The 15,078-nt window shown below is 69.3% G+C and carries 17 protein-coding genes; 4 read left to right on the top strand and 13 right to left on the bottom strand.

Annotation, left to right across the window (positions count from 1 at the left end):
* Positions 1-47 precede the first annotated feature (47 nt).
* Both P6F26_RS05940 and P6F26_RS05935 read right to left on the bottom strand, forming a co-directional pair.
* A complete protein-coding gene (locus tag P6F26_RS05940) occupies positions 48-1,088 on the bottom strand; it encodes a substrate-binding domain-containing protein (RefSeq protein WP_278027736.1) in 1,041 nt (346 codons plus the stop codon).
* A gap of 298 nt (positions 1,089-1,386) precedes the next feature.
* Entirely contained in the window at positions 1,387-1,632 is a 246-nt protein-coding gene (locus tag P6F26_RS05935) for a TFIIB-type zinc ribbon-containing protein (RefSeq protein ID WP_278027735.1), read from the bottom strand.
* Positions 1,633-1,779: 147 nt separating this feature from the next.
* Between P6F26_RS05935 and P6F26_RS05930 the strand changes: the two genes are divergently transcribed.
* Positions 1,780-3,399, top strand: a complete 1,620-nt coding sequence (locus tag P6F26_RS05930) for an ArnT family glycosyltransferase (protein ID WP_278027734.1) — start codon at positions 1,780-1,782, stop codon at positions 3,397-3,399.
* On the opposite strand, the gene P6F26_RS05925 is transcribed toward P6F26_RS05930, so the two are convergent.
* The 6 genes from P6F26_RS05925 to P6F26_RS05900 all read right to left on the bottom strand — a co-directional run bounded on the left by P6F26_RS05925 (position 3,396) and on the right by P6F26_RS05900 (position 6,398).
* A complete protein-coding gene (locus tag P6F26_RS05925; RefSeq protein WP_278027733.1) occupies positions 3,396-3,749 on the bottom strand; it encodes a DUF5665 domain-containing protein in 354 nt (117 codons plus the stop codon). The two genes, P6F26_RS05930 and P6F26_RS05925, sit on opposite strands and share 4 nt — an antisense overlap.
* Positions 3,750-3,763: 14 nt before the next feature.
* Complete coding sequence (locus P6F26_RS05920; protein ID WP_278027732.1) at positions 3,764-4,090, bottom strand: antibiotic biosynthesis monooxygenase family protein; 327 nt, start codon at positions 4,088-4,090, stop codon at positions 3,764-3,766.
* A 72-nt stretch (positions 4,091-4,162) separates the two neighbouring features.
* A complete protein-coding gene (locus P6F26_RS05915) occupies positions 4,163-4,387 on the bottom strand; it encodes a hypothetical protein (RefSeq protein ID WP_278027731.1) in 225 nt (74 codons plus the stop codon).
* Positions 4,388-4,478: 91 nt separating this feature from the next.
* A complete protein-coding gene (locus P6F26_RS05910) occupies positions 4,479-4,937 on the bottom strand; it encodes a tRNA (cytidine(34)-2'-O)-methyltransferase (RefSeq protein WP_278027730.1) in 459 nt (152 codons plus the stop codon).
* A 25-nt stretch (positions 4,938-4,962) separates the two neighbouring features.
* The gene (locus P6F26_RS05905) at positions 4,963-5,805 is read right to left on the bottom strand and encodes a DUF6206 family protein (protein WP_278027729.1); all 843 of its coding nucleotides are present in this window, start codon (positions 5,803-5,805) and stop codon (positions 4,963-4,965) included.
* Positions 5,802-6,398 (bottom strand): carboxymuconolactone decarboxylase family protein, encoded by a 597-nt coding sequence (locus tag P6F26_RS05900; RefSeq protein WP_278027728.1) that lies wholly within the window; start codon positions 6,396-6,398, stop codon positions 5,802-5,804. Before P6F26_RS05900 ends, P6F26_RS05905 begins: the two co-directional genes overlap by 4 nt.
* Before the next feature lie 121 nt (positions 6,399-6,519).
* Between P6F26_RS05900 and P6F26_RS05895 the strand changes: the two genes are divergently transcribed.
* Complete coding sequence (locus tag P6F26_RS05895; protein ID WP_278027727.1) at positions 6,520-7,293, top strand: hypothetical protein; 774 nt, start codon at positions 6,520-6,522, stop codon at positions 7,291-7,293.
* A 33-nt stretch (positions 7,294-7,326) separates the two neighbouring features.
* Positions 7,327-7,809: a HugZ family pyridoxamine 5'-phosphate oxidase gene (locus tag P6F26_RS05890; RefSeq protein WP_278027726.1), complete on the top strand. Its 483-nt coding sequence runs from the start codon at positions 7,327-7,329 to the stop codon at positions 7,807-7,809.
* A 3-nt stretch (positions 7,810-7,812) separates the two neighbouring features.
* On the opposite strand, the gene P6F26_RS05885 is transcribed toward P6F26_RS05890, so the two are convergent.
* The 4 genes from P6F26_RS05885 to P6F26_RS05870 form a co-directional block, all read right to left on the bottom strand.
* Entirely contained in the window at positions 7,813-8,289 is a 477-nt protein-coding gene (locus P6F26_RS05885) for a DUF427 domain-containing protein (protein WP_278027725.1), read from the bottom strand.
* A 104-nt stretch (positions 8,290-8,393) separates the two neighbouring features.
* Positions 8,394-10,685 carry a glycosyl hydrolase family 28-related protein gene (locus tag P6F26_RS05880; RefSeq protein ID WP_278027724.1) on the bottom strand — a complete coding sequence of 764 codons (2,292 nt, stop codon included), beginning with the start codon at positions 10,683-10,685 and terminating at the stop codon, positions 8,394-8,396.
* A 177-nt stretch (positions 10,686-10,862) separates the two neighbouring features.
* A complete protein-coding gene (locus P6F26_RS05875; RefSeq protein WP_278027723.1) occupies positions 10,863-11,279 on the bottom strand; it encodes a DUF4864 domain-containing protein in 417 nt (138 codons plus the stop codon).
* Between the two features lie 107 nt (positions 11,280-11,386).
* Positions 11,387-13,033, bottom strand: coding sequence for a lysine--tRNA ligase (locus P6F26_RS05870; RefSeq protein WP_278027722.1), 1,647 nt, complete (start codon positions 13,031-13,033; stop codon positions 11,387-11,389).
* A 117-nt stretch (positions 13,034-13,150) separates the two neighbouring features.
* Here P6F26_RS05870 and P6F26_RS05865 point away from each other — a divergent pair, with 117 nt between their 5' ends.
* Positions 13,151-13,567, top strand: coding sequence for a tellurite resistance TerB family protein (locus tag P6F26_RS05865; RefSeq protein WP_278027721.1), 417 nt, complete (start codon positions 13,151-13,153; stop codon positions 13,565-13,567).
* An 11-nt stretch (positions 13,568-13,578) separates the two neighbouring features.
* Here the strand turns inward: P6F26_RS05865 and dacB are convergent, their stop codons facing one another.
* Positions 13,579-15,045 (bottom strand): D-alanyl-D-alanine carboxypeptidase/D-alanyl-D-alanine endopeptidase, encoded by a 1,467-nt coding sequence (gene dacB / locus P6F26_RS05860; protein WP_278027720.1) that lies wholly within the window; start codon positions 15,043-15,045, stop codon positions 13,579-13,581.
* Positions 15,046-15,078 lie beyond the last annotated feature (33 nt).

Below are 15,078 nucleotides of genomic sequence, written 5' to 3'. Positions count from 1 at the left end.
GCCGCGTCGCGCGGCCCCGCCGGTGTTGGGGTGACCTCAGGCCGAGATCACATCTGATCCATCGTGACGCGCTCGGACACCACGCGCTGCGTTTCCGCAAGCTCGGGGTCGGCGACGAGGCCATAGGCCGCCAGCGGGCCGAAGGGGCCTGCGATGTCGTCGGACACGAAGAACTCGGCATATTCCTGAAGGCCGGGGATCACGTCGAGATGCGCCGCCTTGATGTAGAAGAACAGTGGGCGCGAGACGGGATATTCGCCCGAAGCGATGGTGTCCACCGTCGGCTCGATGCCGGACATCGTGGCGACCTGAAGGCGGTCGGTGTTGTTCTCGTAGAACGCAAGGCCGAACACGCCGATGCCCTCGGGGTTCGCGTTGATGCGCGCGAGCGTCTCGGTGTAGTCGCCGTCGATGTCGGTCGACACGCCGTCGGCGCGGATCTCGAGGCAGGCCTCCTCGGCGGCGTCCTCGTCCATGCCCATGTCGAGCATCGCCTGAAGCGAGCCGGTGTCCTCGCAGCCGACGAGGATCACGTTCTCCTCGAAGACCTCACGGGTGCCGTGGCGCGTGCCGGGGATGTAGGCGGCGATTTCCTGGTCGGCCAGGTCCGCGTTCACGTCCGACCACGAGGTGTTCGGGTTCGCGACCATCGCACCGTCGACGGGCAGGTTCGCGGCCAGCGCGAGGTACCAGTCCGACGGGGTGAAGGCGAAGGACGGGCCGTCGATGTCGGAGGCGAAGACGATGCCGTCATAGCCGAAGCGCACTTCGATGATGTCGGTCACGCCGTTCTCGGCGCAGGTCGCGATCTCGGACTCGCGGATCGAGCGCGACGCGTTGGCGATGTCGGTCGTGTTCTCGCCGACGCCTTCGCAGAACCGGCGCAGGCCGGTGGACGAGCCGCCCGATTCGACGACGGGGGTCGGGAAGTCGAAGTTCTCGCCGAACGCCTCGGCGACGATCGTGGCGTAGGGCAGCACGGTCGAGGAACCGGCGATCTGCACCGTGTCGCGCGACTGTGCGGAGGCGGCGACCGCCGAGACCGCCAGGATGGCGGCTGCAGCCGTGGAAAGCTTCAGATGGGACATGTCTACTCCATGGATTTTGTCCAGGGCGCGAGGCACCCTCGCCGCGCTGCCTACCGAGGCTCCGTGACGGTTCTTGAACAGTTTTGTAACAGTCTCATGACAGTCGCGCAGAAACCGTGAATGTGCCTGATTTCAAGGGATTTTAACGCACGAAAGACGTGGCGGAAGTTCCGGCGTCACAGTCTTGAAGGCGGCTTGAGTCGCGCTTTCGGCCCGCTTCGCCGCACGGGACGGCGCCCGCACTGGCGATCGGGCGACTCGCCGAGGCCCGCGTCACATCGAACGACGCGCGCCCGGCTCAGAAATCGAAGATGTCGTCCAGGAACGAGCCGCGCCGCTTCTTGCGCGGCGCGCGGTCGCCGTCGTCGTATCCGCGCGACGGGGCCATGGGCGGTGGCGCGGCGTGGGCGGGCGCGGACCGCTCGATGATCTTGTCCAGCTCGCCCCGATCCAGCCAGACGCCCCGGCATTGCGGGCAATAGTCGATCTCGACGCCCTGGCGGTCCGTCATGACGAGGGTCGTTCCATCCACGGGGCATTTCACGATCGTTACTCCACCTGTTGCGTGGCAAGATGGTAACCACGGCACGGAAGGGGCGGCAAGACATCGCGCGCGCCCTTGAACCGGAGCGCGGGGCGCGTAGACCGGCCTGCGAACCCCGAATGCCGGCAGCAAAGAGCACGCTTCGCCATGCCCGATCCCCGGACCTCGAGACTGCCCATCGGAGCGGGCGCCGCCGGCCTCTACGCGCTTGCGGTCGCGGCCTACACCCTGCCCTTCATTGCCGCGCGCGAGCTCTTCTACCGCGACGAAGTCCGCTACGGCGGCATCGTGAACGAGATGATGGCGCGCGGCGCATGGCTGACGCAGACCATCGCGGGCGAGCCCTACCTCGACAAGGGCCCGGTCTATTTCATGGGCCTGCGCGCGGGCGCCGAGCTGGCCGGCGGCCCGTCGCCCGCCGCCTTCCTCGCCGTCAACGCGGTGACGGTCCTTCTGTTCGCCATCGCGGCCCATGTCGCGCTTCGCTGGCTCGGCACGGCCGAGCGTGTGGCGGAACGGGCCGGCCTGATCCTCCTGTCGCTGCCGTTCGTGGCGTTCTACGCGCTGACGCTGCGCATGGATCCGCTGTTCGCGGGCGCGATCGTGCTGTCCTTTGCGGCCTATGCCCGCGCGCTCGAGGACGAGCGGCCGCTGCGCTGGTTCGTCGCCGGTGGCGCGCTTGCGGGGCTGGCCGTGCTGATCAAGGGGCCGTTCGGCATCGTCTTTCCCATCGGCGGCGCGGTCGCGGCGGCGCTCCTCACGGGGCGCGCGCGGCGGCTGCGGTCCGGCGGCTTCGCGCTGTCGCTGCTTGTGGCCGCGGCGCTTGTCGGGGTGTGGTTCCTGGCGCTTCTGGCCGAGTTCGGCTGGCCTGCCCTCGTCAACATCGCCGAGGTGCAGCTGGTCGAACGCGCGCTGAATTCCGTCGACGGGCGCAAGCCGTGGACGACCTACATCTACGCGCTGCCGCTGGTGCTGCTGCCGTGGCTGGTGCTCGCCCCGGCGCTTCGCGGTGCGGGCGCGGGGCGTGATCGGGGCGTCGTCCTCTGGGCGATCTACACGATCGTGGCGCTGGTGGTGATGCAGTCGGTCGCACAGAAGAGCGCCAAGTATCTCTTTCCCGTCCTGCCGCCCCTGACGCTCTGCCTCGCCATCGCGCTGGACCGGGCCGAGGCGCGCGCGCCCTGGGCGCCACGCGCGGCGATGGCCGTGGCGGCCATGGCCCTGGCCGGTCTTTTCGGCGCACTGCTGTGGGGGGCGTCGAACGACGCGCCATGGCTGGCCGACGCGCTGCAGCACGCCAGCGCCGGCAGCCTGCGGGGTTTCGCCATCTGGGGCCTTGCGGCGGCGGCGGTCCTCGCGCTTGCCGTGGCGGTCAAGGGCCGGTTGCGCGTCCTCGCCGTGATCGCGGCAACGGCCGTCATGTTCACCGGCCTCAAGGCCACGCTGAGCGATGATCTCGACCGCTGGCTCGACCCCGGCCCGGCGGTCGCGATGCTGGAGGCCGCGCTGCCCCCGGACGCGCCGGTCGTCGTCGTGGACATCTACCGCGGCACGTTCTCGTGGGCGCTCGACCGGCCGCACGCCTACGTCTTCGGGCAGGACGCCGCCGCCGAGGCCGTCGCCCGCGCCGCGAGGCCCGTCGGGATCCTCGTCGATGCGGAGGTCTCGGCCCGTGCGCCCGCGTGGCTCGACGGGGCCGAGCGGGTCGGCACGCACCCGGTCGAATCCCTCCTCGTTGAGGCCTACGTCCTGCCTGCTGCGCCCTAGTTCCCGTTGCCGAGCGCCGCCTCGATCTCGTCCGAGATGCGGACCGCCCAGTCGCCGATGATCGGCACGAACTCCACCTGACTCAGCGCCCAGACGATCACGGACAGCAGAAGCGTCGCGCCGACGACCGTGCCGAAGCCCGCCGCCATCCCGGTCGCGAACCGCAGGAGCAGGACGCGCGGCACCGATTGGTAGATGACGAACATGCGATGGCGGCGCAGGTGTGCCAGCTCCTCGCGGAGCGCGCGCACCTCGGCGTCGAGGCCGGCGGGACGGTCCGCGGCGGTCCCGTCCCGTCCCCGGACTTGCGCGGCGTCGCCATCAGGCTTGGCGTCGGTCTTTTTCTTCATGAGGGGCAACTGGCTCAGGGGCGGTCGTGCGTGGCGAAGACGTCGTACATCACGGGCTCGAAACTGCGGCAGAGCGCGTTGATCCGGCGGTTGCGCGCGCGCATCTCGTCGCTTCTGAGCATGGTCTTGAAATCCTCGCGGCTGGCCCACTGGCTGTAGTTTGCGACCCGCGTCTGCGCGTCGTTCACATGCAGCGCGGCCGAGATGAAACCCGGCTGCCGCGAGATGAATTCCGCGTAGGCCGCGCTCAGCTCGTCCATGAGGTCGGCGCAATTGCCGGGCGCTGTGTCGAAGGTCGTGATCACGGTCTGAAGGCTGGCGTCCTGCGATATTTGGGGCATGTTTCGGGTTCCTCCCGCATCGAGCCTAGCGCCGCGCGGGGGCCGCGGCCAGCCGGGCGTGAACCGGGCGGGTCAATCGACCGCCTCCGCGGGCGCGTCGGCCCCCGTCCCTGCCGCATCCTCGAACTGGCCTTCGGTGACATGGCTCGACACCGCCGCGCCCGTCCGCTGCGCGCCCCGGTCCGAGGTGAGGAAGGACGCGGCCAGCGACATCCCGATCAGCCCCGCGCTGACGGCGATCCAGTTGATCCTGACTGCGCCGCCCTCGGCGGCAGCGAATGCGAAGACAGGTTGCATCGAACGTCCCCCGGCCGATGATGACCTAGCCCAGTTTAGCGCGCCGCGGCGCAATGGCCAGACGCCGAAGCCTGCGCGGGCCGGTTCCGGGTCATTCCAGCCAGGGCCGCATCGCCTGATAGGCGACGGCCGTGACCGCGTTGGCGAGGTTGAGCGACCGGATGTGCGGGCTGCGCATCGGCAAGCGGAACGTGCGGCCGGCATGTTCGGCGAGGATGTCATCGGGCAGGCCGACAGTCTCGCGCCCGAAGACGAGGTAGGCGCCCAAAGGGTAGTCGGGGTCGTAGACCGTGCCGGCCGCGCCGTCGTCCTCGAACAGGAAGAGCCTGTCCGCGGTCGGCGCGCGGTCCGCGACGAACGCCTCCCAGCTGTCGTATTCGCTCAACCGGACGTGCTTCCAGTAGTCGAGACCGGCGCGCCGCACCGTCTTGTCCGAAAGCTCGAATCCGTAGGGCCTGATCAGGATCAGCTCCATGTCGAGCGCGACGCAGGTGCGGCCGATGGTGCCGGTGTTGCCGGGGATCTCGGGGGCCACCAGCACGATCTTCATGTCCGGGCCCGGCCCGGACGCCGCCTCAGACATTCGGGCGGAGACCGATGCCGAACCGCCGCGACGCGCGCTCGGCGCCGACGCGCGGCCGGGGCCGGGACAGCGCCGTCAGAAGCGCGGAGCGGTCCGAGGCCTGCAGCTTCTGCGCCGCGAAGCCCTCGGCCCACCCGAGGATCGCGGGAAGGTCCTGCGGCCGCAGCTTCAACGCTCCCTCGATCAGAAGCCCCAGATTGCCCGGAAGCGTATACCAAGGATCCTGGATCTCGCGCACGCGGCCGGGCAGAAGCGCGCCGATCCCGCGGATCAGCCCCGATTCCGAGAAGCGCATCAGAAGGCGGCCCATGTCCTCGCGGTCGTAGCCGATGAGGGGCGGAAAGGTGTCGAGGAAAACGGGTCCGGCCTCGGCGTCCAGCGCGAAGTTGTGCACCGTCGCGTGAAGTCCGACCCGCTCGGGCCGCTGCGCGACGCCCGACCAGAAGCCACAGATCGCGTTCGCCACGGCCTCCAGCATGGCCATCGCATCCTCCTGGGCCGCGCCGGGCAGAAGGTGGGACAGAAGCGCATGGTCGGGGACGGCGTCCTGCACGACGACGGGGCGCAGGACGCCGTTTTCGTGCAGCAGCAGAAGCCGCGTCTCGGGCAGGGTCAGCCCGGCCCGGGACAGGCAGTCGAGATAGGTTTCGTGCCGCCGCGCCAGCTGTTCGAGCAGTTCGGGGTCGCGCCCGGTGCGGAAAGGCTTGAGAACCTTTCCCGACAGCGGGCCCGAGGCCGGCCGGAACGGCGCGCAGAAATAGCCCATCCTGTCGGGCCGCCCCGCCAGCCGCTCGGCCAGCGCCGCGCGCACATGTCCGGTCAGCTCGCCGCTCATCGGTGCTTTCCCACGCTCCAGCCCGTGGCCTCGGCCAGGCGCGCCTCGCCCTTCTCGGTGGGCAGGTCCTCGAGCGCGGAGCCCATCGAATCGTTCCAGCGGTTGAGGTAGCCGAACAGCGCCACGACGCCCATGATCTCGACGATGGCCTCGGGCGGCCAATGCGCCTTCAGGCGCGCGCCCACCTCCTCGGTCACGGCGTTGGGCACGGCGGTCGCGGCCTGCGCGAAGGCGAGCGCGGCCTTCTCGGCGTCGGTGAAATGGGCGCTGCCCTCGAAATCGAAGACATCGGCCAGCCGTTCCTCGGACGCGCCGAACCGCTCGGAGGCGAGGATCATGTGCGCCTGGCAATACATGCAGCCCGACGCGAAGCTCGAGACGTAGCCGATGAGCCGCTTGAACTCGGGCGTGACGGACCCGTAGTCGGTCATCACGGCGATGTTGAGATCGGTGAAGGCGCGCGCGATCGGCGCGCGGTGGGCCATGGTCCGCACGGAATTCGGGATCACGCCCAGCGGCCCCTTGAAGAACCGGACGTGTTCGTAAAGCGCAGGCTCCATGTCCGCTTCGTCGAGCGGATCCACGAGGGCCATGTCATCTCCTCCCCAGGCAGAGCTATGGCAGGGAACAACGCTGCCCGAGGCGGGGTCCATGCGCAAGATATTGCCGATCGCATTAGGGTTTCCTTAACCACGCCACCGGCATTCTTTGGCGATGCGTTGCCCTGCCGCCACGATTCCCGACATCCGCACCCGATGCAGGCGCCGCCGAAGGGCCGCGCGGACCGCCGCCGCCTGCGCGGCCCTCCTGCTTGCCGGGACTGGCGCCACGGCCGGGCCATGGGCGCGGGAGGCGGGCGAGGGGTTCCTGTCCTTCGGCATAAGCGGGGAAGAGACGCGCACGGCTCTGATGCTCGGCGTCCTGGAACCCGAACGAACGCTCTCGGCCTATGGCGAACTCGGCCTCGGCTACCGCCTGACGGCGGGCGTGGACATCACCGGGGGCGAGGTCTCGCGGATGGTCGTGGTGTTTCTGCGCCGCACCCTGACCGCGCCCGACAGCGCGTGGCAGGTCGCGCTCGACACGGGGCTTGGCACCCGGGCCGTGGAGGGGCAGGAGCGGCGCAACCTCGCCCGGATCGGCGCGTCGCTCGGGCTGGGCTTCGGCCCGTGGGAGGCGCGGCCGGGGGGCACCTTCGGCCATCGCGGCGGCTGGATCGCGGTGGACGCGATGATGCTTGCCGACACAAGCGGACAGGACCCGATCTGGCAGTCGGAGGTCACGCTGGGGCTGAACCTGACCGAACGTGCGCGCGGCATCCTCGCCATGAAGGCCGAGGAATGGCCGGGCGCCGAGATGGTCGTCACCGCGCGGCCCTCGGTCGTCTTCGCCCTGCGCGAGGGGACGTCCGTGCAGGCCGGAATGCACGCGGGCGTCAGCGGAAGCGACACCGTGGGCCTGTCGCTGTCGCTCTGGCAGGAGTTCTAGGCGCAGGTGCGCGGGCCGTGCTAGCCTCCGGCGATGACCAAGACCCCCGCCGACCCGATCCGCCCCACCGACGACGAGGCGCGCGCGCTTGCCCGCCGGCTGATCGCCGAAGCGCGGCACGGCGCGCTTGGCGTGATCGACCCCGCGACGGGCGCGCCGATGGTCACGCGCATCGCCGTCGTGCCGGGGGCAGACGGCGTCCCGCTGACGCTGGTCTCCACGCTGTCGAGCCATACCGCTGCGCTGGACGCCGAGCCCGCCTGTTCGCTGCTGCTGGGCGAGCCGGGCGGCAAGGGCGACCCGCTCACGCATCCGCGCCTGACGCTTCAGTGCCGCGCCGAAGCGGCCGACAAGACGGCGTTGCGGGCGCATTACCTGCGCCACTATCCAAAGGCGGAGCTGTATTACGACTTCGGCGATTTCCGGCTTCTGCGCCTCGACCCCGTCACCGCGTTCCTGAACGGCGGGTTCGGCAAGGCATACCGGATGCAGGCGGGCGACCTCGCGCCCGACTGACCCCTACCAGTGCAGCGTTCCAGCCGCGCCCTTGATCCGGCCGGTCAGGTTCGGCGTCACCCAGCCGCCGTAGAAGTCGCCCGGCTGGGGGGCGACCTTCATGTCCCCGACCCACGCCTCGTCGACCGATCCCGCGTAGAACGACAGGTGGTCCTTCAACGCCGCATAGGCCGCCACCGGCGCGGGATAGCACCAGGCTGCGTTGCGCGAGCGACGCGTGTCGAGGACGATGTCGAAATAGGCCGCCCTGCCCTTCCACTCGCAGAACGTCTCGCGCGTCGAGGGCACGAGGGCGACGGGCAGCACGTCCTCCGGGGGGAGGTAGTAGGTCGGCGCGTGGTGCGTCTCGAGGACGCGGAAGGCGCGCGTGGTGTCGGCGATCGTGACGCCGCCGAACACGACGCGCAGGCGTTCGGTCACGCGCTCGAGCGCTGGCGGGCGGGGGTAGTCCTGCACGTTTTCAACCGGAAGGGCGGTCATGTCTGGCCTCGTCGTGTCGTCGGGTGACGAGCTAGCCTGCCGGCCGGCCGGGGGAAACCCCCGGCGGCGGTGCCAGGGGCCGGACCGGACGGGGACGGCCCGCGTCAGCTGTCGCAGCGCGCCGAAAGATGCACCGCGCCGCGCACCGGTTCGGACCATGTCAGCTGGACCGACCGGCCGCCCGAGCCCGCGCGCGCCGTGGCGTAGGGCATCGTGAAGACGGACGCGTTCGCCGCGTTGCGCACCGCGCCGTCGGGTATCACCGAAAGTGCGGCCTGCGCCTCGCAACCGAAGGGCAGCGCGTCGCTCAGATCCACCGACCAGACCTGCGAGGCCGTATTCTCGACCACGCGGCGGACGACGGGGTTCTCCGTCCGCTTCGTCACGCCGTGGAACGTGTTTCCGGCGAAAAGCACGTCGTTGGCCCGCGTCAGGTCGAGCGGCGCAACCGAGGCGTCCACCCCCTCCACAGCCTCGAGCGCGGGGCCGTTCGTCTCCTTGAAGAGGTTGTCGCAGATCGAGATGCCGTTGAGGTAGTGATCCGGGCCGTAGGGCTTGATGAGGATGAACTTCATGAAGGGCGTCGCGTTCGAGGCGAAGAAGATGTTGGCGTTCGCCGTCAGCCCGTGAAAGCTGAACTCGCCCTGCATCGCGGGCTCGGGGTCGTGCTCGTTGCCCCATTCGACGAAGCAGTTGTCGACATAGTTCCCGGTGAACGTCGTCTTGGCGTTGGTCCGCGTGAGGATCAGGCCGGCCGAGCGCAGGCCGTCCGTCTCGTCGTCGCCCTGGAAGAAATGGTTTCCGGTCAGTATGTTGCCCGCGCCGCCGAGGATGCCGAAGTGCAGGAACTTGACCGCGCGGTTGTCGCGCACCTTCACGTCGGACGCATTGGCGTTGAAGGCGATCGAGGCGCGGTCCTGCACGCGCAGCGTCTGCTCGTTCGACAGGAACTGGCAGCGGTCGATCTGCATTCCCTGGCAGCCCTCTCCGGGGGAGGTGATGCCGCGGTCCTTCGGCGCCGTGAAGAAGCAGTCGCGGACCTGGAACACCAGCCCGTCGACCGGCAGCATCAGGCCCGAACAGCGGCCGGCGCACAGGAACTCGATGTCGGACACGACGAAGCGCTGAAGGTTCAGGAAACCCGAGAAGTCGAGCAGGTACCTGAACCGCGTGAAGCCGTAATCCTGCTGCGCGGGCGCCCCCCAGAGCGGCGCGGACAGCGTCACGCGCCCCTGCGCCGCGTTCACCGCCGAGACGTAGACCTCGCGACCCACGCCCTGCGCCCCGGTGACGAGCGCGCCGACCGGGATCGAGGCGGCGTTGGCGACGTTCGACAACTCCAGCGGCGCCCCCGAGGACCAGCTTGCCGTGCGCGTGTGCACCTCGTCGGCCCAGCCCGCGCTTTCGTCCGCCGACAGCTGCCCGTTCCGGATCACGCGGCGGTTGGCGTAGGTGTTCTTGTTGCCGACGACGGCCTGCACGTCGATCGGCGCGTCCAGCATGACACGGCGGCCGCACAGGTCGAACGCCTCGAAGTCCCAGCTGTTGAACAGGATCTGGAGCCCCTTCCTCAGCCCCTCGACATCGTCGCCGAAGGCCTCGGAATAGCCGTCGAGGTCGTAGTTGCGCTGCAGCGCGAGGCGCGCGTGCGGCGGCATGACCAGCGACCCCTCGAAGCGCACGGGTGCGCTCATGGTGAGGTGGTCGCCGATCAGGTAGGTGCCCGCGGGCACGAGGACCTCGCGCCCTGCTGCGGCGGCGTCGGCGGCGATGAAGGCCGCACGGTCGTCCGTGACACCGTCGCCCACGGCGCCGAAATCCAGCACGTCGACCCAATCCATCATCTTTCGGTGGAAGACGTGGGTTACGTCCTCGATCCGGACGCTCTCGATGCGCACCTGGCCCGAATTCGGGCCGGTCAGGTCGATGCCGAGGTGGCCGTAGACCGGCACCTCGCCCCAGACCATGTCCACGCCGCCCCGCGCGCCCGAACCGAGGATGGCGGACACGGTGACGACCTCGCCGTAGCCCGCGGGCGTGACCGTGGGCCCGCTTGCCGTCACGCCGGCGACCTGCGCGCCGCCCGCGTCCCCGGCCCAGCCCGCGATGCGCGCCTCTGGCAGGCTGCCCGACAGGACCTTGAGGCGGGCCGAGACGCGCAGATACATCCCCGGACGCATCGGCGTCTGGCCCATGTGGCGGATCTGCGTGACGCTGTCGGTCTTCACCACCTCGAGGCAGGCGCCGAAATCTGCGTCGGCAGCCACCAGTGTCGCGTTCGCCGCCGTGGCCCAGGTGTCGCTGCCGGGCGTGCCGTCCTGCCGGGACCAGGCCGCAAGGCCTTCGGAGAATGCGGGCGGCATCAGCGCCAGACCGTCGGTGATCACCTGGTTCATGTCTTACCCCTTTGCGGCGCGGCCGAAGGGGCGGGAAAGGCGCGCCCCCTGGAAAAGGCCACCTCGATTTTTGCGAGCGATGTCGTTTGAGACGCCCGGCGCTGCCACGCCGGACCGAGGGCCCTTTCTAGGCCGGATGCCTTAACGCGGGGTTAAGGCCATGCGGGCGGACATGGGTCAGACCCCGATCTGCGGCGCGTCGAGGACCTGCACCCCGTTGATCCGCCAACCATCCGCGGTCTCTACCATCTGATAGCCGAGGTAATGCGCCGTGCCCGCGCCGTCGATCACCTCGACCCGCTGCACGAGGACGCCGCCGAACGAAAGCAGGTCGATGAACTCGACCGCGCCGGGCGTCCAGACCATGGGATAGCCGCTTTCGACCATCCGCCCGAAGGTCTCGGGGCTGCCGAAGAGACCCTGGATGTTGGGGCTGGCGTATTGCCACGCCGCGCCCACGTCGCGCGCACGGAAGGCGTCGAACTGGTTGGCGATCGTGGCCTCGATATCCGGGTTCGGCGCCAGGCGGTCCTGGGCGAGCGCGGCGGGCGCGGCGAGAATGAGGCTGAGGCAGGCGATGAGGACGCGCAGCATGGCATGGTCTCCTTGGACGCTCGGACTTCCAGCGATGGAAGATAGCGCCCCGCGCCGCGGTTTCACGCGACGGCGCGCAGAGGAAGCCATCCGGAGGGAGGAAGGTCCTAGGCCGAGACCTCGCCCTTCAGGCCGCGGTCGATCAGCGCGCGCGTCTCCTCGATGCCGTAAAGCGCGATGAACCCGCCGAAGCGCGGTCCCTGGCTTGCGCCCATCAGCACCTCGTAGAGCGCCGAGAACCACGCGCGGAGCGGCTCGAAGCCATGCGTCTTTCCGATGGCGAAGACGATGGACTGCAGGAATTCGTCGTCGTGCCAATCGACCTCGGGCAGGTCGGCCTCCTTGCCTTCCTGCGCGTTCTTCCGCGCAATCACGTCGAGCGCGCGCGCCGCGTCGCCAAGGCAGTCGCGAAGTTCCTCCATCGCCGCCCGCTCCTGGTCGGTGGGGGCGCGGAAGACCTTCGTGGGCTTCACGAAATCGTTGTAGTAGCGCACCGCGAAGCCGGCGGCCTGGTCGAGATCGGGATGCGTCTCGGGGCTGGCGTCGGGGGCGTAGCGGCGGATGAAGCCCCACAGAGCCTCGCGGTCCTCGGCATGGGCGACGGAGGCGAGGTTCAGGAGCATCGCGAAGCTGACGATCATCGTCGAAGGCGGCACCTGCCCGCGATGGATGTGGTAGACGGGGTTGGCGAGCTGCTGCTCGGTCGTCTGGTCCGGGTAGGCCTTCAGTTGCTGGTGGTATTCGTCCACCGCCTTCGGGATCACGTCGAAATGCAGCCGCTTGGCCGTCTTCGGCTTGAGATACATGAAGTAGGACAGGCTTTCGGTCGAGGCATAGGCGAGCCATTCGTCGATCGAGATGCCGTTGCCCGACGACTTCGAGATCTTCTGCCCGTTCTCGTCGAGGAAGAGCTCGTAGGTGAAATGCTCGGGCGCGCGCTCGCCCAGGATCTCGCAGATCGCGTCGTAGATCGGCGTGTTGGTCGAGTGGTCCTTGCCGTACATCTCGAAATCGACGCCGAGCGCGGCCCAGCGCGCGCCGAAATCGGGCTTCCACTGCAACTTGCACTGGCCGCCGGTGACGGGAACGGTCCATTCGCGGCCGGTCTCGTCGTCGAAGGTCACGGTGCCCTCCTTCGCGTCCACATGCTTGATCGGGACATAAAGGACGCGCCCCGTCTCGGGGTGCAGCGGCAGGAAGATCGAATAGGTCTGCTGGCGCTCTTCGCGCAGCGAATTCAGCATCACTTCCATCAGCGCGTCGTAGCGTTCCGCGGCACGCAGGAGAATGTCGTCGAACTGGCCGGACCTGTAGAAGTCGGTGGCCGAGTAGAACTCGTATTCGAAGCCGAACGTGTCGAGGAAGCGCCGCAGCATCGCGTTGTTGTGATGCCCGAAGCTCTCGTGCGTGCCGAAGGGGTCGGGCACCGAGGTCAGCGGCTTCTGCAGATGCTCGCGCAGCGCCTCCTGGTTCGGCACGTTGCCCGGCACCTTCCGCATCCCGTCCATGTCGTCGGAAAAGCAGATCAGGCGCGTCGGAATGTCCGAGATCACCTCGAAGGCGCGACGGATCATCGTCGTGCGCAGAACTTCGCCGAAGGTGCCGATATGCGGCAGGCCCGACGGGCCGTAGCCCGTCTCGAACAGGACATGACCCTTCGCGGGCGGCCCCGCCTCGTAACGTTTGAGCAGGCGGCGCGCCTCTTCGAAAGGCCAGGCCTTCGAGGTCATCGCGGCATCGCGCAGCTCGGTCATCGTCACGGTCTCCAGGCTTGTCGCGGGCCACCCTCGGCCCGGCGCGAACCCGCACCTATTGCTCCGGCCGCGCGGCGTCAATAAATACCGCCGCAGCCGAGAAGAAGGACCCGCGCGATGACCGACCTAGCCCTGAGCCCCGAAGACGCGCTGGTGGCCGTCATGGTCGCCGTGTCCGTCTCGGACGAGGCGATCCGCACCTCCGAGCTTCTCAAGATCGAGCAGATCGTGAACCACCTTCCCGTCTTCGGCGCCTACGATGCCGACCGAACGCAGGCCGTGGCCGAGACGGTGTTCACCCTTTTCGAGGAGGAGGACGGCCTTGACGCGCTGTTCGGTCTGATGCGCGCGACGCTTCCCGAACGCCTGTTCGAGACTGCATACGCCATCGCCTGCGACGTCGCCGCCGCGGACGGGGCGATCGAGCAGACCGAGCTGCGCTTCCTCGAGGAGTTGCGCGACGCGCTGGAGATCGACCGCCTGCACGCCGCCGCCATCGAACGCGGCGCGCGGGCGCGGCACATGACGCTCTAGGCCGCGCCTCCTCAGCCGAACATCGCCGCCCAGCGCTCGACGAGGCCCTGTTGCAGCCTGCGCGCGCGGCCGAGGTAGCTGCGCCCGCCCGGCGGCCGCTCCATCTGGTCGCGGGTCAGTGACGCGCGGCGCTCGAGGTCGGCGCAGAAGATCGAGAACGCCAGCACCCGGCCCGAAGGCGGCTCGACGTAGCCCGCAAGCGTCGAGACGAAGTTCAGCGTCCCGGTCTTGGCCACAACGTCCAGCGGATGGTTCGGCACCGGAACGCCGTTGCCGTCGAGCATGGGGATGTCCTTCATCAACCCGCGCAGCATCCCGTTCGGGCCGGCCGTCACGAGGGCGCGGGTCATGTCGTTGGGCCTGATCCGGCTGTCGGCGCCGAGGCCGGAATGGTCGATAAAGGTGACGTTCCGCGCCCCGAGGCGGTCGTGCATCCATGCGCTCATCTCTGCGCCGCTTTCCTGCAGCGTGGCGGGCCGCACCCCGCCCGCCTGCGTCGCCATCAGGCCCACGATCTCGGCGGTGAGGTTGGTGGACCAGCGCATCATGCTGCGCAGGATGTCCTCGAGCGCTTCGCTGACATGCTCCACCAGAACGCCCGCGCCCTCCGGCGCGGCGTCGGACATGACCGGAGCGCCCAGCGCGATGCCGCGCTCTCGCGCCACCATCTGGAACACCTCGGCGGCGTAGGCCGAGGGCCGCCGCACCGGCAGCCAGCGCCCGCCATTGTCGCCGAGCGCGCCGCGCGCCACCGTCCATTCGTCGCGCGCCGCGCCGCGCTCGAAGGTATAGACGGGATAATCGCGGTCCTCGATGGTCATGCGCGACACGGTCACCGAGGGGGACACGCCCGTGCCCCGCGCGTCCATCCGCACCCGGTAGTCACCCTCCGCGCGCTCCCACTCGAAGAACACGCGGTTGAAGTTGAGGTTCAGCGCCGAGACCGAGGGATTGTATCCCGCGTGGGGCAATTGCGAGGGATCGATCTGGTCGATGAAGGGCAGCGCGCCGGTGGCGACGCGGAACGCGCCCGTCACCTCCCTCAGGCCGATCTCGCCCAGCGCGCGCGCCATCGCGTCCAGCGCGTCGGTGTCGAGCACAGGATCGCCGCCGCCCACCAGCCACAGGTCGCCCTCGAGCCGTCCGTCCGCCAGCGTCCCGTCGGTGACGAGCGCGGTGCGGAACCGGAAGCCGGGGCCAAGCCGGTCAAGCCCGTAGGCCGTGGTCATCGCCTTGGCGACGCTGGCCGGCGGCATCGGCACGAGCGCATCGAGAACCTCGAGCATCTCGCCGGTCTGCGCGTCGGCGACCGCGCAGGCCACCCGGCCCGGCAGCCCGGCGACGGCCTCGGCCAGCGGCGGGACCGACCGGCGGAACAGGTCGTCCGAGCGCCGGAGCGGGATGATCGAGGTTTCGGGCGCGCTGGACCACGCCTTGCGCGCCGCCGTGGACAGCACGATCGCGGGTGCGCCTGACAAGAAGAATCGTCTGGAAACCATCTGCCTGCATTT

The sequence above is a fragment of the Roseicyclus salinarum genome (assembly GCF_029624655.1).
GTDB lineage: Bacteria > Pseudomonadota > Alphaproteobacteria > Rhodobacterales > Rhodobacteraceae > Roseibacterium > Roseibacterium salinarum.
This window is presented reverse-complemented; position numbering and strand designations above follow the sequence as displayed.